Source organism: Bradyrhizobium canariense (genome assembly GCF_019402665.1).
GTDB classification, from domain to species: Bacteria; Pseudomonadota; Alphaproteobacteria; order Rhizobiales; family Xanthobacteraceae; genus Bradyrhizobium; species Bradyrhizobium canariense.
On record NZ_VSST01000022.1, the window covers coordinates 85,883 to 105,671 of the forward strand.

General features: G+C 62.1%; 21 protein-coding genes. 7 read left to right on the plus strand and 14 right to left on the minus strand.

What is annotated here, in order from left to right:
• Positions 1–62: 62 nt before the first annotated feature.
• Genes FXB41_RS13650 through FXB41_RS13665 form a run of 4 tightly spaced genes read right to left on the minus strand, consistent with a single transcriptional unit; the run spans position 63 to position 3,425 of the window.
• Positions 63–1,241: a glycosyltransferase family 4 protein gene (locus tag FXB41_RS13650; RefSeq protein WP_219682131.1), complete on the minus strand. Its 1,179-nt coding sequence runs from the start codon at positions 1,239–1,241 to the stop codon at positions 63–65.
• Positions 1,234–2,166, minus strand: a complete 933-nt coding sequence (locus FXB41_RS13655) for an NAD-dependent epimerase/dehydratase family protein (protein WP_219682132.1) — start codon at positions 2,164–2,166, stop codon at positions 1,234–1,236. The genes FXB41_RS13650 and FXB41_RS13655 overlap by 8 nt, the downstream gene beginning before the upstream one ends.
• Positions 2,167–2,170: 4 nt before the next feature.
• On the minus strand, positions 2,171–3,022 hold the full coding sequence (locus FXB41_RS13660; RefSeq protein WP_219682133.1) for a class I SAM-dependent methyltransferase: 852 nt from the start codon (positions 3,020–3,022) through the stop codon (positions 2,171–2,173).
• Positions 3,012–3,425, minus strand: coding sequence for an acyltransferase (locus FXB41_RS13665; RefSeq protein WP_246648811.1), 414 nt, complete (start codon positions 3,423–3,425; stop codon positions 3,012–3,014). Before FXB41_RS13665 ends, FXB41_RS13660 begins: the two co-directional genes overlap by 11 nt.
• On the opposite strand from FXB41_RS13665, the gene FXB41_RS40665 reads away from it, so the two are divergent.
• Positions 3,411–3,629: a hypothetical protein gene (locus tag FXB41_RS40665; protein WP_246648812.1), complete on the plus strand. Its 219-nt coding sequence runs from the start codon at positions 3,411–3,413 to the stop codon at positions 3,627–3,629. The two genes, FXB41_RS13665 and FXB41_RS40665, sit on opposite strands and share 15 nt — an antisense overlap.
• A gap of 30 nt (positions 3,630–3,659) precedes the next feature.
• Here the strand turns inward: FXB41_RS40665 and FXB41_RS13670 are convergent, their stop codons facing one another.
• Genes FXB41_RS13670 through FXB41_RS13680 form a run of 3 tightly spaced genes read right to left on the minus strand, consistent with a single transcriptional unit; the run spans position 3,660 to position 8,138 of the window.
• Positions 3,660–4,748 carry a glycosyltransferase family protein gene (locus FXB41_RS13670; protein WP_219682135.1) on the minus strand — a complete coding sequence of 363 codons (1,089 nt, stop codon included), beginning with the start codon at positions 4,746–4,748 and terminating at the stop codon, positions 3,660–3,662.
• A 3-nt stretch (positions 4,749–4,751) separates the two neighbouring features.
• Positions 4,752–6,587 (minus strand): asparagine synthase (glutamine-hydrolyzing), encoded by a 1,836-nt coding sequence (gene asnB / locus FXB41_RS13675; protein ID WP_219682136.1) that lies wholly within the window; start codon positions 6,585–6,587, stop codon positions 4,752–4,754.
• A gap of 3 nt (positions 6,588–6,590) precedes the next feature.
• Positions 6,591–8,138: a lipopolysaccharide biosynthesis protein gene (locus tag FXB41_RS13680; RefSeq protein WP_219682137.1), complete on the minus strand. Its 1,548-nt coding sequence runs from the start codon at positions 8,136–8,138 to the stop codon at positions 6,591–6,593.
• A 246-nt stretch (positions 8,139–8,384) separates the two neighbouring features.
• Between FXB41_RS13680 and rffA the strand changes: the two genes are divergently transcribed.
• The 3 genes from rffA to FXB41_RS13695 all read left to right on the plus strand — a co-directional run bounded on the left by rffA (position 8,385) and on the right by FXB41_RS13695 (position 10,795).
• A complete protein-coding gene (gene rffA, locus FXB41_RS13685) occupies positions 8,385–9,527 on the plus strand; it encodes a dTDP-4-amino-4,6-dideoxygalactose transaminase (RefSeq protein WP_219682138.1) in 1,143 nt (380 codons plus the stop codon).
• Between the two features lie 273 nt (positions 9,528–9,800).
• Positions 9,801–10,094 carry a hypothetical protein gene (locus tag FXB41_RS13690; RefSeq protein WP_219682139.1) on the plus strand — a complete coding sequence of 98 codons (294 nt, stop codon included), beginning with the start codon at positions 9,801–9,803 and terminating at the stop codon, positions 10,092–10,094.
• A gap of 416 nt (positions 10,095–10,510) precedes the next feature.
• Positions 10,511–10,795, plus strand: coding sequence for an A24 family peptidase (locus tag FXB41_RS13695; protein WP_246648814.1), 285 nt, complete (start codon positions 10,511–10,513; stop codon positions 10,793–10,795).
• Positions 10,796–10,820: 25 nt separating this feature from the next.
• Here FXB41_RS13695 and FXB41_RS40670 read toward each other — a convergent pair whose 3' ends face one another.
• Positions 10,821–11,201 carry a tetratricopeptide repeat protein gene (locus FXB41_RS40670; protein ID WP_246648815.1) on the minus strand — a complete coding sequence of 127 codons (381 nt, stop codon included), beginning with the start codon at positions 11,199–11,201 and terminating at the stop codon, positions 10,821–10,823.
• A gap of 568 nt (positions 11,202–11,769) precedes the next feature.
• Here FXB41_RS40670 and FXB41_RS13705 point away from each other — a divergent pair.
• Positions 11,770–12,465, plus strand: coding sequence for a WbqC family protein (locus tag FXB41_RS13705; RefSeq protein ID WP_219682140.1), 696 nt, complete (start codon positions 11,770–11,772; stop codon positions 12,463–12,465).
• Positions 12,466–12,573: 108 nt separating this feature from the next.
• Here the strand turns inward: FXB41_RS13705 and FXB41_RS13710 are convergent, their stop codons facing one another.
• Positions 12,574–13,485, minus strand: coding sequence for a right-handed parallel beta-helix repeat-containing protein (locus FXB41_RS13710; RefSeq protein WP_219682141.1), 912 nt, complete (start codon positions 13,483–13,485; stop codon positions 12,574–12,576).
• A 727-nt stretch (positions 13,486–14,212) separates the two neighbouring features.
• On the opposite strand from FXB41_RS13710, the gene FXB41_RS13715 reads away from it, so the two are divergent.
• Positions 14,213–15,205, plus strand: a complete 993-nt coding sequence (locus FXB41_RS13715) for a glycosyltransferase family 2 protein (RefSeq protein ID WP_219682142.1) — start codon at positions 14,213–14,215, stop codon at positions 15,203–15,205.
• Positions 15,202–15,852 (plus strand): class I SAM-dependent methyltransferase, encoded by a 651-nt coding sequence (locus FXB41_RS13720; RefSeq protein WP_219682143.1) that lies wholly within the window; start codon positions 15,202–15,204, stop codon positions 15,850–15,852. Before FXB41_RS13715 ends, FXB41_RS13720 begins: the two co-directional genes overlap by 4 nt.
• A 6-nt stretch (positions 15,853–15,858) precedes the next feature.
• On the opposite strand, the gene FXB41_RS13725 is transcribed toward FXB41_RS13720, so the two are convergent.
• The 5 genes from FXB41_RS13725 to FXB41_RS13745 form a co-directional block, all read right to left on the minus strand.
• Entirely contained in the window at positions 15,859–16,752 is an 894-nt protein-coding gene (locus tag FXB41_RS13725; protein ID WP_219682144.1) for a class I SAM-dependent methyltransferase, read from the minus strand.
• Between the two features lie 109 nt (positions 16,753–16,861).
• Entirely contained in the window at positions 16,862–17,689 is an 828-nt protein-coding gene (locus tag FXB41_RS13730) for a phytanoyl-CoA dioxygenase family protein (protein ID WP_219682145.1), read from the minus strand.
• A gap of 56 nt (positions 17,690–17,745) precedes the next feature.
• Positions 17,746–18,678 (minus strand): glycoside hydrolase family protein, encoded by a 933-nt coding sequence (locus FXB41_RS13735; protein WP_219682146.1) that lies wholly within the window; start codon positions 18,676–18,678, stop codon positions 17,746–17,748.
• A gap of 8 nt (positions 18,679–18,686) precedes the next feature.
• Complete coding sequence (locus FXB41_RS13740; protein WP_219682147.1) at positions 18,687–19,373, minus strand: acetyltransferase; 687 nt, start codon at positions 19,371–19,373, stop codon at positions 18,687–18,689.
• Positions 19,374–19,516: 143 nt separating this feature from the next.
• A partial coding sequence (locus tag FXB41_RS13745) for a hypothetical protein (RefSeq protein ID WP_219682148.1) occupies positions 19,517–19,789 on the minus strand: 273 nt, incomplete at its 5' end.

Consider the following 19,789-nt stretch of genomic DNA (forward strand, 5'->3'; position numbering starts at 1 on the left):
AAAAGCCTGAACAAATCAAGGCTTTAGACCAGCACGACAGCCTTCTCGCGCATGAACCGAGGCTAGCGGGCCGATCGAGCGCGCATCACGTCGGCCGCGAGCCGCACGAAATCATCAACAAAGCTCCGAACCCGGTCCTCGAGCTCCGGCTGCAACCCCCGGACAACCCCGACGGGCGCTGTCTCGGCGATCTCGCGCATATGGTTGGCCAAAGCGCGGGGGTCATCAAGGCCGAAATAGCGTGCTGTTCCGCCGGTCTGCTCGCGGTGCACGTCGAGGTCGGACAGCAACATTGGAACGCCGAACGATTTCGCTTCCTCGACCGTCGTGCTCCATCCCTCGCAGCGCGACGGATTGATCAGCGCAATCGACCCCCGCAGCAATGCATAGACATGATCCAGCGGAATCATGCCGAGATGGCGGAAATTCCGCCCGACGCCGGCCGCCTCGGCCTGCCGCACCACGCTGGCGAAATAGTCGGGCTCGCGCGCGTCATACCGGCTGCCGGAGGCGGCGACTGTGGCCTCGAACCCGTCTCGCTTGAGCAGGTCAAGCGCATCGACAACGAGCTGGTGGTTCTTGTGCCGCCAGAACTGGTTCGGCAAATAGAAATAGCGCTGGGGCAATTCGTATTGCGCGGCAACCTCGGCCGGATCGGCCGCGAGCAGATGAGCCGGAGGCGCGGTGGCAAAACGCACCACCGACACGCCGTTCGTGAGCCCGGGATAAAAACGTCTGAGATCGCCAAGGGCACTCTCGCTGCTCAGCATGACATGCCGATGCGATGCGATCTGAACGCGAAAGCCGAGATCGCGGCGCCAATAGGCTGGCCCCGAGAACAGGTGAGGCAAGAGCCGGTGCTGGAAATCGGGAAACCACGCGATCGCCGGAAACGGCAGGCGCCAGCCGAAGAAGCGGGCTGATTCGAACACCATGTCGACCCTGTGCGCGCGGAACAGCGCGGCCGCAGGCCAGTCGAGCCCGAGTGTCAGCACCTTGAAGAGATTGCCGCCGGCGCGATCGAACACCGGCGACTGAACCACCTCCACACCCGGAATTCGCGCGAACACCGCAATCTCGTCGGCATCGGCCTTCGCGCCCGCGAACAGGACCGGCGCGATGGCACCGGGGCGATAGCGGTTCAGGACCTCGAACAGGTTGCGCTGGTAATTGTATCCGCCCGCCCACAGCCGACCAGGGATGTTGGTGAAAGCGACCCGCCGCGTCGCCTGCTCAGTCACGATTTCGGCCTTTGAACCAATCGACGTAGTCGGCAAGCCCGCGCGCGAGCGGGATCTGCCACTCGAACGTCATGTCGCGCAAACGTCCGTCATCCGCAAGCAGACTGGCGGGATCGCCCGGGCGTGCAACGCCGGAGAAGCGAAGCTCGGTCTGTCCACCCCAGTGCCCAATGAGGTTTCGGGCGATCTCGGCGACGCTCGCCCCCTGTCCCGAGCCGCCATTGAGCACGCGGAAATCATCCTGCTGCGGACCTTCCCCAACTTGCGCCAGCAGACGAGCAACGTCGCGCACATCGGTCCAGTCGCGAATCTCGGTGCCGGTCCCACCGAGCGTGAGCACGGGGCCTCCGGCATTCAGCCGTGAGCAGATATCCCAAAGCAGTTGCTTACGCAGGTTTGGCCCATAGACCGAAAACAACCGCACGATGGCAGAGCGGACGTTGTAGCTGCGTGCATAACTCCTGCACAAGCGCTCCATCATCAGCTTGTGCTCGCCATAGGGCGACATCGGCAGCAGGGCAGCATCCTCCGGGATCGGGCCCGGGTGATCCGCTCCATAGACTGCCGCACTCGAGGCCACGACCAATAGACAGTCGGGTGCGGCGCTGCGGAGCCATTCCAGGAGTCGCGCCGTGCTCGCCACGGTCCTGGAAAAATCCTCGAACGGGCGTTCGATCGACAGCCCGACGGACGATCCGCCCGCCAGGTGAAACACCCCCGACGGCAATCCATGCGCGTCCGCGAGCGCGTTCAGATTGGCCGCATCGACCTCGCCGTTGATCCAGCTCTGCAAGCCGAGCGCCCGTGCATCACCCGAATCGAGCGCACCATGACCGACGCCATGCACCATGCGGCCAGCATCCGCCAGCTCGCGGACGAGATGGCGGCCGATGAATCCGTTGGCGCCGGTGATCCATGTGGACATGGTTTCAGGCCTTGTGACAGACAAACGAAAAGAGCCGCCCGGGCCGCTGATCAAAGCGTTCGGCGAGCGGAAGCAAGGATGCAAACACGCTCGGCGAGCCCAACGCAACGCGCCACAGCGGACCAATGGGAATCTTCCGGGTCAATCCCGCGATGACTGCGGTCCTCAGGGTCTCCATGGTGTACGGAAACAGATTGATCGGACTGCGCAGCGGCGCAAGGATCTCGATCTCCGCAAAGCCGGCTGATTTCAGCGAATCGGTATAGCGGTCGAGCAAATAGGCGTGCTCGCCTCCGTAGAGGTGATGCAGCGGATGCTGATCGAGGAATTGCGGGAGGTCGGCTTCCTTGCTGATGACGTGCTCACGCGCGGCGATCAGCGCACCGCCGGGACGAAGCACGCGAAACATCTCGCGGCAGGCGTCGTCCAGATCGCGCATGTGATGCAGCACAGCGCGGGCAAACACGACGTCGAAAGATTCGTCGGCGAACGGCAGACGCTCGGAAAACTCCTTGACGATTTGGATCGGCAGATGGGTGCGCGCCGCGAGATCGCGGATCGCCGCCGCGCCGACGATCGCACTGGGATCGGGCTCGAGCGCCGTCACCGTGAATCCGCTGCGCGCGAGTGCGTAGCTCGCAATGCCGCGCCCGGCGCCAACATCGAGGGCGGAACCTTTCCGACCCGACAGAAGCGCTGCGACAGCCTTCCACTCCGTGCTCTGAAAATAACGCTCGGCAGCCTCGGCAAGCGGATCATCGTAAAAGGCATCGCGCACGAGTTGTCCTCGATCCGGCTGATTGCGCAGCCAGAGCACGGCCTCTTCCCACGTCGTGAACTTACCTTCACCGCTCATCGGGCCGCAGCTCCCTGACGAGGACCGCCGGATTGCCGGCCACGACCGAGAACGCCGCGACATCCTTGGTCACGACCGCGCCGGCCGCCACCACGGCACCCTGCCCGACGGTCACGCCGCGCAGCACCATTGCGCCGGCACTGATCCAGGCGTCGTCGCAGATCTTGACCGGCGCCTCGCCCAGCGAGATGTCGCGGGGATGTCCGTGCGTAAAGATCTGACGGACCTGCTCGTGGCGCGCGGCCGCTCCAAGCGGATGGGTCAGGCTGTCGAAGATGTTGACCGAATGCGAGATTAGCACGCGGTTTCCGATCTCGATGGAGGCGGCCGACCAGATTCGCGTCCCCTTCCCGACGAAGCTCCACTCGCCGATCCTGATCTCGCCGCCATGGGCGAACGTCATGAGCTCACCGAAGATCCGGCTCTGTGCGCCGACGACGATTTTGTCAGAATCACCAAGGACGTTCCTGATCCGCGCACCTGCGCCGAGTGCTGCACCTGCCCGCAACCGGCACGTCGCACGGCCGACCACCCGCTGGATCAGGTAGTCGGCATTGCGGCCGGTGAGCCTTTGGATGAGGAAATTCAAGCTCATGCGATCAACTGAAAGCGGGGCGTGTTGGAGGCTCTAACACAGCTAGATGCATCCGACGAGGTCGCAGAACTGCCTCCACTGAACATCCTTACTGTAGACGGTTCGGATCTGGTCGCGGCCGCGAGCGGCTATTTCCGCGGAGGCGGACCAGTTCTTCAGACTGCGCGAGATGACCTCGACGGCCTGCTGGGGCGTGTCGTAGGTCGCGATGGTGGTTCCTTCCTGCATGCCGTCCGGATACCTGCCGGCGTCCGAGACGAGCATTGCGCCGCACCCCATCGCTTCGAAGCAGCGCATGTTGCCACGGTCGGTACCTGCCAAGTCGATCGAGCCATTCAGCACGATCTTCGACGAGCCGATCAAGTCATAGAGGTCTCGCCCGAACACCGGCGGCCGTGCGATAGCGGCGATGGCGCCGGGACGCCGATGCTGCCGTAGCGGCAGCAACCGCCCGATCGCGCTTTCGGCGAGCCTGGTCAGGCGCGAGGCATCGAGACAAAATACGACGTTGTAGCTTCCGGCGAGCTGCGCCACCTGTTCCAATGTCCGCGCGCGCCCGCGATGATGTCGCGAATAGCCGCCGACGAACGAAATATCGATCGAACGCTCGCCATGGCCGTACTCATCCATCACGGGATCATGCGCCGGAAAAAATGGCTCGGCGCGGCACCCCTGGCGACGCCACATATCGAGGATCGAGGGAAAGTTGCCCAGCACGGCAGCATATCTCGAGAAATCGGCGCCGGCGGACGGCGCCACGCGCCAGCACAGAGCCGTCTTCACGCAACCCGGCAGCTTTGCGACGAACGCGCTCGGATAGCGCACGGGATCGAGATTGTAGAACACCTCGGTGGCGTGATGCTCGATCTGGGCGAGCAGGATGGCCTCGAGGGCCGGCTCGCCCGGCATACCCTGCTCGCGCGCCCAGCGGCGCTGCAGAACCTCGTCGTCGCCATTGGTGAAGAAAGCCTCGGCCAATCCGTCGAGCACCGGCTTGAGGACATGCGACGCGCCGAAGCGGTCGTCCAGAAATAGGCGCCGTCGCTCCGCGAAGCTTTGGGTGTTCGCTGCAAGCTGGTTCAACCGGACCAGATAGGACGGGTAAAGAGCGCTGTTTTGGAAAAGACGCATCGTCTAAGTCGACCTTGCCAGCATCCATTTCATGTTGAGGTACGGCCAGATCCGGCCGGCGGTCTCCCAGTCCCATGCCTTCGATGCCGTCAAGCGGCCGACGGCCTGCGACAGGCCAGCTTCATCGACCAGCTCGGTAAAGGCCGGTACTTTCTGGTCGAGCAGCGCGGCGACCCAGCCGGCAAGCGGGCCGTTGAGCCATTCCGGCATCGGCGAATTGAAGCCGACCTTGCGCCGCCCCGCACGGATCGATTCCGGCATTTGGCCCGCCATCGCCCGCCGCGCGATCGCTTTAGTGGTGCCGTCGGCGAGCTTGCTCGATTCCGGCAGCGCCATCGTATAGGTCGCGAGACGCCAGTCCATGAACGGCATACGGACTTCGATCCCGTGAGCCATCGAAAGGCGGTCGAAGTTGCGCAGGATGGTAGGCAATACCGTGCTGTGGAACATGCGATAAAGCCGCCGGTTCAGCCCGCCCCATTCGGCCGGCAATTCGTCGCTCTCCGCAACGAGCGGCAGCGCGTCGGGCACGTTCAGCCCGCCGCGCAGGAAGCCATGTCCCTTGGCCTTGATGGTCCAGGCGCGCGCGATATCCACGCCACGACGCGCCAGCGCCGAGCGAGAGGCCATATCCGCCGCGGCATTTCTGATCCGGAACGCGCCCGATTGGCCATCTTGCAAATAGGCGCCCATCAATTCGTCCGCGCCGTGCCCGTCCAGCGATACCGTCACGCCGTGGCGCCTCAGCTCCCGATAGATCAGCCAGATCGCACTCGGTAGGCTGATATAGACGTCGTCATGGTCGTCCAGGATCTGGTCGATATCGGTCAGCGCGTCGCCTCGTCCAATCTCGAGAAACGTCGGCGCGACGTTGGCCCAGGCGGCGGCCTGCTCGGCCATCGGCCGCTCGTCATTTATCGCGCCCGGAAAGGTCGCGACGAAAGCGTGGCGCCAAGCGGTGCTGTCGCGCGGCCCCATTCCGGCTTTCTCATGCGCAGCCATCGCGCAGATCACCGCCGATGAGTCAAAGCCCCCCGAGAGGCAGGTCCCGATCGGAACGTCGCTGCGCATCCGCAACGCCACCGCATCCAGGAACAGCTCGCGGAAACGTTCGACGCGCTCGGCTTCGGTGCGCGGGATCTCCGGTAGGAGATCGACCGTGCGCCACCAGCGTCGCATGCTCAACTTGCCCTGGCGCAGCCACATGCAATGTCCGCCCTGCAGGCGGCGGATGTTGCGAAACAGCGTCCGCTCGCTGCCTTCGATGCCGAACGCATCGAGCAGCAGGCGCCGCGCCACATCGGTGTCGACCGACGCGTCGACCAATCCGCACCGCGCCAGCGCGCGCTGCTCGGAGGCGAAGACGAAACGTTCGGACGACAGGTTGTAGAGCAGCGGCTTGACGCCGAACCGATCGCGCGCGAGAAACAGCTCGCCGCTGACTTTATCGGCGATTGCGAACGCCCACATGCCGTTGAAACGCGGCAGCATGTCCTCCCCCCAAGCCTGCCAAGCTGCGAGAATCACCTCGGTGTCGGACTGACTGCGGAACACCGCGCCACGTCCCTCAAGCTCGCGCCGCAGTTCGAGGAAATTGTAGATCTCGCCGTTGTAGACGATGACATGGCGGCCATCGACCGAGACCATCGGCTGGCGACCGCCTTCGCCGGGATCGATGATCGCAAGCCGGCGGTGCCCTAGGCCAAGCTTTCCGTCCGCGCTGAACCAGGCGCCCTCGCCGAAAGGGCCACGATGCGCGATCAGGTTCGTCAGGCGGCTGAGGTCCGCAGGCGATACGGCGTGACCATCAAAATTTACGATGCCGGCAATACCGCACATGCTCTAGACCGCCTTCAACGGAACGAAACGGCCGGCGATGGCAAGGAGGTCACGCCGACAGACCGCGCGATAGGGACCGGCCTGTGACGCTGCAACCGCGACGACGAAGATGATCGCGGCCGACAAGGCACCGACGGCTGCAACATACCACCACGCCGATGTCGAGGCGACTGCTGCGTGACGGAGCCCCGAGCGCAGGGCCAGGGACGTCACGATCCCGACGCCGAGTGGCGTCAGCATGAAATGAAAAACGCGCGACCCCAGGCCGGCGGCGCTGATGCTGCGGCGGACCAGCGCCACGGTCGCGATCATCTGAACGATCATGCCAACGCAAGTGCTCCAGCCCGCAGCCTGCCAGCCGAACCGCGGCAGCACAATGAGGCTGGTCGCGAGCGTGGCCGCGCCGGTGAACAGCGCGATGAGCGCATTGTCACGTGAGCGCCCCTGCGCCAGCAGATAGAATGCGAGAACGTTGGCACTCGAACCCAATATCCCAGCGATCGACAGCACCACCAGCACGGTCTCCCCCTCAGTGGCGACCTCGCCGCCGGTCCAAAGATGGAGCAGTGGCCCGGCGACGGGAATGAGGCCGCCCAGTGCGCTCGCGGCAAACACGTTCAAGATCCAGGACGAACGCAGCAGCAGGTCGACCTTGCGCTCCTCGGTTTCCGCCTGGAGCGAGCTGAAGAAGGGAAACAAGGTCTCGCCGACCTTTAGCACGCCGATATAGACGGCCTCTTCGAGACGCTGCGCGACACCGTAGAAGCCGACGAACTGCGGCTGGAGTAGTGCGCCGAGCAGATAACGGTCCGCCTGTCCTGCAAACAGCGCGCCGCCCTGTGCCGCGGCCTGCCAGCCGCCCAGCCGAACCAGCCGCCCGAGAGCATCGCGATGAATTGCCGGCCGCGCCAGCCAGTCCTTGACCGCGCTGCGCGACCAGGCGAACGCCACAATCAGGCTGGTTGCAAAACCGAGCGCCTGGCATCCGAGAAACGTCGAGGCACGCGGCGCGGCCGGGATCAGCAGAAGCATGGATAAGGTCGCAATCACGGTGCTCGCGATGTTGATGGAGGCAATGCGCCGATAGTCCTGGCGCGCCGTGAACAGTGTTAGGAAGACCGCCGACAGGCATTGGCACAGCCAGCTAAGTCCCGCCAACACAAAAGCGAGCCCGAGATCGTCGGCCGCGGCTCCGCCGAGATGGAAACCAAGCCGCGCGAGCGGTGCCCCGGCCACGCAGAAGAAGACCGCGATCAGGCCGCCCACACAAGCCGCCAACGCCACCGCGGTTGCAAACAGACGTCGCGCATCACGGCGGTCCGACGGCGCCAGTCGCTGCGCCAGCTCGCGCGCGGTCGACAGGGCCAGCGAGTTGCTGAACATAAGCGCGGGCGCGATGCATGCCGTGACCAACCCCGCGACACCGAACGCACCGGGCCCGAGGCGGCTGACGACGAACGGCAGGATGGCAAGATTAAGCAGCACCGCCACCACGAACGCGAACGCGTTCCAAGCCGAGTTTCCGAGCAGATCGGACGGACTTTTTCTCACGCCTTTTCAACTCGTTGGGCCATGCCAGCTCGCACGCGCTCGACAGTCGATCCCGGGGGCGGAACACGTCGCATTGGTCTGATCTTTGACATGGGATATGGATCAAAGGGTAGCCAATGGCATTCAATTGGCCGGGAAGCAAGGGCGCCCGCCGTGTCGAGCGAGGCGATAGGCGGCATCCCCTTGACTCCTCCGGAATTGAGGCATTGAAGGCCCCTTCTGACAGGTATTTGGGAAGCTTTTGCAATGGTGACCGATTTCATCCCGTTCAATTGGCCTTACGCGACCGGCAAGGAGCACGGCTACATCCAAGAGGCGCTGGAGCGCAGGCACATCTCGGGCGACGGACGCTTCACCAAGCTCTGCCACGGATGGATCGAACAGCGCACCGGTACAGCGAAGGCTCTGCTGACGCATTCCTGCACGTCTGCGCTCGATCTCGCCGCCCTGCTGCTCGACCTGAAGGAAGGCGACGAAGTCATCCTGCCGTCCTTCACCTTCGCTTCGACCGCGAATGCATTCCTGTTGCGCGGCGCCGTTCCGGTGTTCGTCGACATCCGCGAGGACACGCTCAATCTCGACGAACGGCTGATCGAGGCCGCCATCACGTCGCGAACACGTGCGATCGCCCCGATGCATTATGCCGGCGTGTCCTGCGAGATGGCCTCCATCATGACGATCGCGAAGCGCCACAATCTGCGGGTGGTCGAGGACGCGGCCCAGGGCGTCATGGCGAATTACAGGGGCTCGCCGCTCGGCGCCATCGGCGACCTCGGTGCCTTCAGCTTTCATGAGACCAAGAACATCATCTCCGGCGAAGGCGGCAGCCTGCTGGTGAACAACCCCGAACTGGTGTTGCGCGCCGAAATCATGCGGGAAAAGGGCACCGATCGCGGCCGCTTCTTCCGCGGCGAGGTCGACAAATACACCTGGCAGGACATCGGCTCGTCCTTTCTGCCGAGCGATCTCACCGCGGCCTTCCTCTGGGCCCAGTTCGAGGATGCCGAGCACATCATGCGCGAGCGGATCGCAGCCTGGGACAAGTATCACGCCATGCTGGCGCCGCTCGAGCAGCGCGGCCTACTGCGTCGTCCGATCGTGCCCGCCCATTGCAAGCACAACGGTCATCTCTACTACGTGCTGCTGCCGCCTCGGGTCGATCGCGGCATGGTGCTCAGCAAGCTGAAGGAAGCAGAGATTCACGCGGTGTTTCACTATGTGCCGCTGCACTCCGCGCCGGCCGGCCTGCGCTACGGGCGCGCGCATGGTGATCTTCCGCTCACCACCAATCTATCGGAACGCCTCATCCGGTTGCCGCTGTGGATAGGTTTGCGGGAAAGCCAGCAGCAGCGGGTCTGCGACACGCTCGGCGCGATCCTCAGGCGCTAAAGCGTGCGCACTTTTCCAAATCATGCTGTAGAGCTCAGAGCCTGTCCGACTCGCCGTTCTTCGGCGTCGCGTGCGGCACGAATGGAGCAAACGAGGCGTCGCCCGTGGCCGATACTGTCACCTTGGCGCTCGCCGCGGCGGCACCGGCAGCGATTGCCGGCGGAGCGGTCGATGCGGACGCGCCGTCCGGCCGCTAGAGCGCCAACACCTCGCTGCGATCGCCCTCTTGAACGTCACCTCGCGCGGCTGCACCGAGATCAGCGACCAGCCGTCATGCGATTGACCCTGGCACAGGCGGATGACCTTCCGATCAAGGTGGTTGATGAGGATCGCAATCGCATCGCCCTCGCCCACCACAGCCCGACCAGCAGGAGCGGCGGCGGCGCGCTGATCGGCTTTGGCGGCGGCGGCATGACCACTTCGACCGACACTGCGGCGACGCCCGCTGCGGCGGCCGGCGCACGGCCGAGAAAATCGGACGCTCCTGCGCCGACAGAGGCACCGACCACAGCGGGTTGCCGCGCGGGACGGGTTTGGCGGGGTGCGCGGGCCGGGCGATCGGCTTGACCGTGCCGACGTCGATGGTCTCAGCTGGCCCCCGCACGGCATCGTCGGACAGGATGCCCACGCGAGAGGAGGTCGCGGCCAAAGCTCCGGCAATGTCCAGGATCTACCAGATGACGGCCAACCCTGCTGGTCCTGCTGGCCTCAGCACCCCAAAATCGGGATCCCCTGCGATCGGCCCCGTACCACGACGCAGGCGACCTTCCGCGTCAGCCTAGTCCGGACGCGCCTTGCCATCAACCCGACCGGGCCAGCTACCACCGCCGGGTTCCATATTGCCGAGCCGTATGTTGCGGCACATGAAAATGTTGCCCAATCGCCACGACCGCTAAAATTACAAGAGATGGGCCAGGAACTCATCGCAGATTGCTACCCGTTCATTGCTGCACGTTGCAGCCGCACGAAACTATGGACCTGTGATGGCGCTCTACCGGCGCTGGCGCAGCCGCGACGGGCTCGGGCTCGGCAACGTCGAGCTCGCCGTGGTGTGCTGCGCCTGGCTCGATCTTGCGACCGTGGCCGCGGTGATCGAGCTGGCGGCGTTGCTCGCGATCGGCGCCTATGCCGTCCATGCTGCGCTGCAAAGAAGACCACTGCGCGCGACCGCCTTCCTGCCGTTCGGGCTGTTCCTGGCACCTGCGATCTGGATCGGTTGGCTGGGCGAGACCTGGTATACGAACTGTCTCGGCGGCTGGCCGGGCTAAGCCGCTATGATACCGGAATAAATCGTCATTCAGGCGCAGGTGGGAGACGCCGCGCCGGCGATCGACTTCTACTTTGCATGGGGTTGTTTTCGCGCTTTTTTTCGGAGCCCGAACGGCCGGGGAAAGCGGGCGCTGAAAGGCCGTTAGTGATCGCGGCTCGGCGCCCATTCCAACGCCCGCAGGCGGGCCTGGGCCATCTCTCACCGCGCGTCATCTTGGTGGTGACCGCGTCGCGGATCCGGGCCCCGGGCTCGCGCACCGGAGGCGGCGCCGCGGCCGTCGACAAATTGAGCCATTTGGAGGCCTCCACAATGTCCTGCGGCACGCCAAAGCCGCGGTCGTAGAGCAGGCCCAGCGAATATTGGGCCCGGGTGTCGCCCTGCTCCGCAGCGCGCCGGTACCACATGGCGGCTTCCTGTAGTTCTGCGGCACGCCGCGGCCGGTCTCGAACAGGAGCCGAGATGGCTCTGCGCCGCCGCGTTGCCGCGCTCGGCGAGCGGAATGAAGACGCGGGACGCCGCCACATAGTCCTGACGCTGGAACGCGGCGATGCCCTGGCGGAGGGATTGGGCCGTCGCATCAGTCGCGGTTGCGATCATCAAGCCGGCGATACAAGGGTCACAAGCCCACACCACAGCAATGGAGCCTGACAGTTTGAACCCCGATTGGGTCAATTTCGCTCTCGTCTGGCCTTCTCATCGATCACAGCTGCGATAGACTATTGTGGTTACATAACGGAATCCAGATATCCCGGTCGCTCAGGTCGCCCGACCATGGGCGGACGACTTCTGCGCTGATTGCGAAGCGCTGATCGGTTGAGAGCCCGACGAGAAACGCGGATTGAGGGTGAATTCGTCACGAAGTCAGTGTAGAGAGGCTCGGGGCGGCCAAGCTGGCCATCTTTTCGGATCAACTATGCGCGTCGTACCCTGTTTCGGCGACGCTCACTTCCTCAGCAGGCTGCAAGTTAGAACGTGCGAATCTCGATTGTCCAATCCTGCTATATCCCGTGGAAGGGCTTTTTCGACCTGATTGGACGGTGCGATGAATACGTAATCTATGATCGCATGCAGTTTGTGAAGCGTCACTGGCACAATCGTAACCGGATCAAGACCGCCAATGGCGTCGAATGGCTCACTGTGCCCGTGGTGACCAAAGGACGGTTCGATCAGGCGATCGACGAAGTCCTGATCGAGAAGCCCTGGGCGGACAAGCATTGGCGGACACTCGAGCTGGCCTACCGGCGCGCACCGTTCTTTAACCTGTTCGCGCCCGAAGTCAGAGGCTGGTATGAGCGCGCCGAGCGAGAGAGGCGGCTCACCGACGTGAACGAGCTGTTTATAAGAGGGATTGCGGACCTACTCGGGTTGAAGACGCGCATTATCAGGGACGCGGAGTATCCGGCGGATGGCGCGAAGAGTGCGCGGTTGATGTTGATAGCACAGGCCGCCGGTGCGGATCGCTATTTGAGTGGTCCCTCGGCCAAGACCTATCTTGACGAGAGGCTGCTCGCCAATGCAGGGATCGTTACGGAATGGATGAGCTACGCGGGCTATCCAGAATATCCACAACTCCATAGCGGCTTCGAACATGCCGTCAGCGTGCTCGACCTCCTGTTCAACACCGGCCCTGGAGCGTCGCGTTTCATGCGCCCTCGGATCACGGCCTAAGGCGGAGCCGCTTTCTCTGGCCTAAAAAATCCCGGGACAAGGTCCCCGCATTTCCCGTCCGATGCCGTGATCCGCCGCTCAGACGAGGGATTACGGACCAGCAAGCGCTTACTGCTCACCGAGATTGTTGGAGACACCGCCGGCCGCGGTGGGCGACGTTCCGAGCGACGTATTCCCCAGTAGTCGGTTGTTGCCATGAGTAAGGGCTGTGCCGGTGAAGCCCGTAGTGTTGAGAGTCACGTCGGAGTTCGACAGGCGGATGTTGCTGGTGGATTGTACGCCGGTGCCGTTGCCGGTGATCGAGCTACTGTCGATATTGATTGCGCCGCCGGAATCTGCCTCAACGCCCGTGGTATTGCCGGACACCACGGAGCGGGTGACCATAGCAGTATTGCCGTTCGCAGCGGCAATGCCGAACAGATTGCCTACCAATTCGACGCCATCGAGGGTAGCCCTGTTCGGAGCGGTCGCAGCGATCGATATGCCGGTCCCAGTATTGTTGACGACGACGCTGTTGCGAACGTAGAGCTGGGTATTGCCCGCGGTTCGTGTGTCGCTGATGCCGGCCTGCGAAAACCCTTGGATCACGCAGTTCTCGATCGAGACCGATGCCGCGGTCAGGATCCTGACACCGTTGAGACCGGGAGAGGCCGTGCCCGCAAGACCCTGAAGCTGGATGTTGCGGAGGACCACTCTATCGGTCGTCGCGGCACTGATGACGATACCGTTGGTTCCCGCGACCAGCACGGATCCGATGGTGGAGCTACAGTTCAGTGTGATCGACTTGGTGATCGTCACCGCGCCGTAACCCGCCGGATCGAGGCAATTGATCTCGCCGAATGCGGCCGTCTTAGAGATTGCCCCGGCGAAAGTCTTGCATGGGGCGGTACGACTGCAGGGATTGACGTCGTCACCGACGCCCGACACCCAAGTGCGTGACGCTTGCGCGTGGGCCGGGGCCGAAATCAGAGCCGGCAGTATCAGGCACGCGGCAAACGCAACAATTGCTAAACTGCGCATAATTAAAACCTCCTTCTGACCGGAACTTCTTTCCGGTCCGCTTGAATGAAATACACTATTCGTCCGCCATGGAACTGCTCGGCGGAGCCGGTACGCATCTCTGGAAGAAGGCAGTCGCGACTACCCCGCCCAGAAGTGTACATGGATGTCTGCTAGACTGACCGGTTACGCAGTCAACAAATTCCAGGAGCGAGGCCAGAAGGCAATTCCGGGCGGAAGGACGAGATGGCACCCCGCTAATTGTGCGCGAATTGCGCCCCTTAGTTCAATCTCGGTGCACTTTTGTCGCATCTATCGCCTTGGTTGATCGGAAGGTTCTGCGCCTTCGCGCCTGGCATATAATTGTCGTAAGAAGCGGACTCCCGATGCCTCCCCTAAGGTATTGAAGAATGGTGACGTTTTTCCAAATTCCCGTCAGTTGCAACCTGAAATTGCTGCAGACTGTGGTGCTGATTGAGCGCACCGGGGCGACGCTTTCGTTTTGCACAGCAACAACCTCCGCCCTGGACCGAAGGCTGGGTTTTGCGGTCTCTTCGAGCACTGTGTGACGACGCTTGATCTGCTGTGCAGCACGGGCCTCAGGAGCGCCGCACCCGTGCCGCTTCAGAGGCGAAGAAGCAATGCCTGGATCGCATCCTGGCCTTCGCTATCCCATTGGACTGAGCGAGCAATTCGGCTAACAAGGCAAGCAAGTTGTAGATGTCAACCTTCGTATTGAGACCGTTTGGTGAAGCTCTCTATCGTAACAACGTTATATCGATCCGCCGATACGATTGAGGCGTTTTACGAACGCGCGATGGAGGCTGCACAAGCCATGACCAGCGATATCGAAATGGTCATTGTCAATGACGGCTCGCCTGACGATAGCCTTGGTCTCGCGCTGCAACTGCATCAGCGCGATCCGCGCGTGACGGTCGTCGATCTTGCCCGAAATTTCGGTCACCACAAGGCGATGATGACGGGCCTCGCCCACGCAACTGGGGAGTTGATATTTCTCGTCGACAGCGACCTGGAGGAGCCACCTGAAGATCTCGCGCAGTTCCACTCGGTCATGAAGCGAGAGGCTTGCGATGTGGTCTACGGTATTCAGGACAGCCGGCGCGGCGGATTCTTCGAGCGGACGACCGGCACGGTGTTCTTTGCCATCCTCGATGCCTTGGGTGACCGCCCAGTCCCGCGGAATCTGGTGACGTCGCGTCTGATGACCCGCGACTATGTCAACGCCCTGGTTCGCCACCGGGACCGCGAATTCGTCATCTCCGATCTGTGGCAGGTGACGGGCTTTCGTCAGACCGCGATCGTCGTAAGGAAACTCTCATTGTCGCCGTCGACCTATTCGTTGCGGAGCCGCATCGAATTAGCGGTGAAGCACGTAACGACCACGTCAACACGGCTGCTCTACTTCGTTCTCTACACCGGCGTCCTGATTTTCGGATTTTCTGGCGTCATCATCCTATTCTACCTGATGCGTTACTTCACCTCGGGCATCGGCGTGGATGGATTCACCTCTCTAATCATATCGATCTGGTTCCTGGGAGGCTTGATAACCCTCATTCTCGGCATTCTCGGGATCTACATCGCGAACATCATGGCAGAAACCAAGCGACGCCCCTACACCGTGGTCCGCCGCATCTACAAGTCGAGCGCCGTGGCCGATCGCAAGTTGAACCGCGACGTGGCTTCCGATGCACAGCTCGCAGCTCAACGGCACCCGAGATGAATAACTCGATCGATTCCCCAATCTTGCAGCAGGTCGCGACCCATTACACGTCCAAGCTCCAGACTCACGGCTCGACTTCGAAAGGGGTCGACTGGAACGACCCTCACTCCCATGAGCTGCGGCACCGGCAATTTCTTCGCCTCGTTAATGACAACCCTGATGCCTCACTCATTGATCTCGGATGCGGGTTCGGAGATTTCCTGCGCTTCCTGCGCCTCGCTGGGTACCGTGGTCGCTTTGCCGGCTATGACATCGCGCCGAGCATGATCGAAAAGGCGCGGGAGCTTTACGGCGAAGGGTACGACCGGCAGTGGCATGTCGGCGCAGTCCCTTCGGAGAGGGCCGACTTCGCGGTCGCGAGCGGCATATTCAACGTCAAAGGTGACGTCCCGGGCGACATCTGGAAGGGCTACGTGCTGCGAACGATTGACGTCTTGGCGCGAGCTGGACGACAGGGCTTCGGATTCAACGTGCTCAGCATGTCGAGCGACCCGGACCGACGCAGACCGGATCTTTACTATGCCGACCCTGCGGAAATACTATCCTACTGCCTGTCCCAATACGGACGATCGGTGGCCCTTCTCCAGGATTATGGGCTCTACGAATTCACGATCATCGTTCGCAATAGCGTGTCCGAGGCAGTCTAGCCGCTGTCAGTCCAGCGCGCGGCGAAGCGCCTTTTCGAGCCAGGAGACAACCGAGACCCCCTCCGCGGCCGCCGCCTTCACGACGCTGTCGCGGATCGCGGGCGAAACCCCCTCGAGCTTGCCGAGATAACGCGTGCGGTGAGATCCGCCGCGCCAGCCGGGAAACTCGACATCGAGATCGAGCTGCGGCTCTCCAACGCCCACGTCAAACACCATCAGATAGAACGAGCCGTTCAGGATCCAGTGACACGACACATTGCGCGCGAGCACCGGGATCTTCTCGAGCGGAGCCTGATAATGGAAAAGCGGATTTGAGTTCTTCAGTATCTTCGCAAACTCGGTTTCGCCGAGCCAAGCTCCAACACCCTCGTCACCGAGCACCACCCGGCCACCCGGCTTGACGACCCTCGCGATCTCCGCGATGGACGCTCGCACGTCGGGAAACAGGTTGAGGCCGCCAAAGTGGAAAGCGCGGTCGAAGAAGCCGGCGGGAAACGGCAATCGGCCGGCATCGGCCAGAAAGAGTTTCAGCGCAGAGGTGTCGACACCCGTCGTTTGCAGCCGTTCGCGCCCGATATGGACCATCTCGCGGTTGATATCGCCGGCGTAAACCGAGCCCCCGCGGCTCAAGAAGTAACGCGTGTCGCGACACGTGCCGCAACCAACCTCCAGCACGCGATCACCCGGAGCGATCTTCAGCAGGTCGGTCATTTGCTCGCGGGTCTGTTTCTCCTCGCACTTGAGCATGCGAAACATGACGTCGTTGCCGCGATCGTATTCGGCCGCGCGCTCTCGATAGTACTTATTCCTGTCTCCGCCCGCCTCCTCGTGACCGGAGGCCAGCAACAGCGAGGGAATGCCATCGATGATGGGGTAGCGATCGCCAGCGGGGCTCTCCAAAAAGCGACCGTCGGCCGAATAGACAAGAGGCTCGTGTGAGCGAGGACAGAAAAACCCCGTCTCCGTCATGAACTGGTTCCTCCGTTCATTGGAATCTCGCATTGCTCGATCAGGTCGACACCCTCGACAGACGTCCTCCGTAGAAGGCGGAAACGTCGCGCGGCGTCTGGACTTCATAGCCAAGAAGACGACGTGTCTGCTTGTCTGTTGCGTAGTCGGGTCCGAGCATCGAGGGCAGATCGATCTGCTGCCGCATCAGCGGAATGGTGTAGAGATGATTGACCGCCCTGCGCACATTCGAGGTCTGATTCACGCCGCCGCAGTGAAAGAGCATTGCATCCAAGACCAGAAATGAGCCGGCCTCGGCAGTCACGGTCTTCTGCAAGGTCTCCACCATGAAATCGGATGGAAACGCCTCCTCCTTATGGCTCGCGGGCACCACCAGCGTGGCCCCATTTTCTGCCGTGAAGGGGTCGAGACAGAAAAGCGCATTGAGCGCAAGTGGACGACTCGAAACGAAATGCTGATACGGCAAATCCCGATGGTACGCCGCCTGGTTGTAATGTTGCGCGTTTGGCGGATTGACGATGCCGTTCTGCTGATTGAGGATGATGTAGTCGCCGATCAACCGGCCACAGATTTCGAGAATGTTTGCATTCATTGCCAGCTTGAGAAACAGAGGGTCATGAGCGAGCGGGACCCGGATCGTATTGTGCTCATCGATGCGCTTGAGCTTGTCGCGCCCTCCGTACATGCCCTGGGTTAATTGCAACGTGCGATCGAACGCATCGGCGAACCGACGCAGATCGCTCGCATCATAATCTCCACTCACGACGGCAAATCCGACCAGTTTTATCTGTTCAAGGGCCCTGTCCAGTGCGGTGCTGCTCTGAGCCTGCGTGTGAACGCCGTAACGTGCGATACCTGTCTTGGTCATATCTTACCCTCGAGAGCTAGCAAAGCGAACGGGAGGTACTGAAGCAGGACATCAAGTCAGCTCGCGAGCTTTTGCAACGGATGATCGCCATCCCACACAGCAAGTCCGAACCCCGTCCCTCCATAGGCGTTGCCGTTGTAGGCGAGCCAAAGCTGCTCACGGTGCCAGAAAAGCGATGGGTAGCAGACCATATCGAAGTCCCAGCCAGGCGTGGTCCGATCGATTTTCATGATTTCGTCGATGCGCTCCCAATGGACTCCATCCTTACTCCAGGCGGCCCCCAATGTGTAACGCACCCCGCGCGTCGCAAATGTCATCAGATATAGGTCGCCAACCCGGACGACGCTTGGTCGCACAATCACATGTTCCTGAGGCGCTGTCAGCCCTAGGGCGATCGAGCCATCCCGCGCCCAGCGAAAGCCGTCGCTGGAATCCGCAACCTTGATCGCGTGCCGGAGCATCTCCTCGTTGAGATTTGCTGACAGATTGGATCCATACCACATGCGCCAATGCCCAGGCCCAATCTTGAGCGCGCAGGGGTAGGTAAGTGTGTACGGATCCTCGGGCGAGCGATCCAGAACAGGTCCGGGCGAAGCGCGCTCGAAGGGACCATCAGGCGAGCGTGAGCGCGCCAGACCGATCGCATTTCGCCACGGCGATCGGACACCGAGGTTCCATCCCATGTAGTAGAGGTGATACCCGCCCCGGTCCTGCGTGATGCAGCCAAGGCTGATACCGCTGTCGTCGAACGTACCATCTTCGCCAGGCGAGATGACCGGTTGCTCGGCCACTCCGAGCACACGCGGCGTCTCGGAAACTTCAACATCGACCCACCCGACATGCGAGCGCCTCTCCGCATCGCGCGAGCTGAAGAAGAAGCGAAAGGTGTCGCCTTCAAGGTGTACAGGAGTGGGCAGCGCCGCATGGCTGCGCGCCCATGGAAGCGAACCATCAGGAACATAAACCAGACCCAGGCGACGCCACGGCATCACGTGCCTCACAGATTCCGGAGGCGATTGCTGGGCACCAGCGAGCGCTCAGTTCCGCGTGGTGCGACCACCGATAGATCCGGCTGGTCCTCTAGCACCAATGCACCAGCGCCAAGCACGCATCGCTTGCCGATCGTGACGTGGTCGCGGATAGTGACGTTCACGCCCACGAAGCACCCCTGCCCGATGCGAACTCCTCCGGAGACGACGACGTGAGACGCCAGGAAGACATCGTCCTCGATCACCGAATGGTGGCCGATATGGTTGCCGCTCCACAGCGTTACATTCGCTCCTACACTAGCAAAGGGCTGGATGGTGTTGTCCTCGAGAATGAGACAATTCTCTTTCAGCTCGAACTCGGGGAATACTGTCGCCCGGCTGCTCAAATAGCTCGCGATCCTGTATCCCTTCGCCCGCGCTGCAGCCACTTTCTCTGCGCGCACCGCGTTGACCCTGGCATAACTGATGGCGACGAATATCGCGTGGCGTTCAGGCGCGAACTTCTCCTCGACCTCCTCGAACGCGACGAGAGGCCGACCGCGAAACTCTGCCTGCTTCAGGAACGCGCGATCCACTACGAATCCGACGACCTCGTATTGGGAATCGCAGGAAAAATAGTAATCCGCGAGTTCGGCGATTTCGCCGGCTCCGAATATGACGATTTGCCTGGGTTTCGGTTGATCGGTTTTGGTCATGGAAGCACTTGTAGCGCATTTGGCAGCTATGCCGAAAGACGCGGCTCCCGGATCTTTCACAAAATTGCGACGATTCCAAGCGCGGGCCAGCGGACGGGATTTGGACTACAAGTCCGCAATCGTCAAGCGCCTGAGATCACGCATCACTGGATCAGGAAGCCGTGGGCGTGCAGGTCCGCCAATAGGACGCTTGACAGGTCTGTGCTGTGGTCGGGAACGGCCTGTGGTGTCGAGGCGACAAGCGTCACCGCCGGCTGGATTGTATCCACGCGACTCGTGTCGACTACAGCCGGAGTAGAGGCATTAACGGCGGCGAACTGAAACGATTCGGCAGCAGCCATGGCTGAGGGGTTGTTGAGCCCGATGACCCCATCGCCATTCAGATCCTGATGGAAACTGGTCTCGATCGTTTCCAT

Coding starts and splice junctions, on each gene's coding strand:
- FXB41_RS13655 (WP_219682132.1), bottom strand. CDS start 2,166: ATGTCCACATGGATCACCGGCGCCAACGGATTCATCGGCCGCCATCTC.
- FXB41_RS13660 (WP_219682133.1), bottom strand. CDS start 3,022: ATGAGCGGTGAAGGTAAGTTCACGACGTGGGAAGAGGCCGTGCTCTGG.
- FXB41_RS40665 (WP_246648812.1), top strand. CDS start 3,411: ATGGGCGAACGTCATGAGCTCACCGAAGATCCGGCTCTGTGCGCCGAC.
- FXB41_RS13665 (WP_246648811.1), bottom strand. CDS start 3,425: ATGACGTTCGCCCATGGCGGCGAGATCAGGATCGGCGAGTGGAGCTTC.
- FXB41_RS13670 (WP_219682135.1), bottom strand. CDS start 4,748: ATGCGTCTTTTCCAAAACAGCGCTCTTTACCCGTCCTATCTGGTCCGG.
- asnB (WP_219682136.1), bottom strand. CDS start 6,587: ATGTGCGGTATTGCCGGCATCGTAAATTTTGATGGTCACGCCGTATCG.
- rffA (WP_219682138.1), top strand. CDS start 8,385: ATGGTGACCGATTTCATCCCGTTCAATTGGCCTTACGCGACCGGCAAG.
- FXB41_RS13690 (WP_219682139.1), top strand. CDS start 9,801: ATGCGATTGACCCTGGCACAGGCGGATGACCTTCCGATCAAGGTGGTT.
- FXB41_RS13695 (WP_246648814.1), top strand. CDS start 10,511: ATGGCGCTCTACCGGCGCTGGCGCAGCCGCGACGGGCTCGGGCTCGGC.
- FXB41_RS40670 (WP_246648815.1), bottom strand. CDS start 11,201: ATGTGGTACCGGCGCGCTGCGGAGCAGGGCGACACCCGGGCCCAATAT.
- FXB41_RS13710 (WP_219682141.1), bottom strand. CDS start 13,485: ATGCGCAGTTTAGCAATTGTTGCGTTTGCCGCGTGCCTGATACTGCCG.
- FXB41_RS13720 (WP_219682143.1), top strand. CDS start 15,202: ATGAATAACTCGATCGATTCCCCAATCTTGCAGCAGGTCGCGACCCAT.
- FXB41_RS13730 (WP_219682145.1), bottom strand. CDS start 17,689: ATGACCAAGACAGGTATCGCACGTTACGGCGTTCACACGCAGGCTCAG.
- FXB41_RS13735 (WP_219682146.1), bottom strand. CDS start 18,678: ATGCCGTGGCGTCGCCTGGGTCTGGTTTATGTTCCTGATGGTTCGCTT.
- FXB41_RS13740 (WP_219682147.1), bottom strand. CDS start 19,373: ATGACCAAAACCGATCAACCGAAACCCAGGCAAATCGTCATATTCGGA.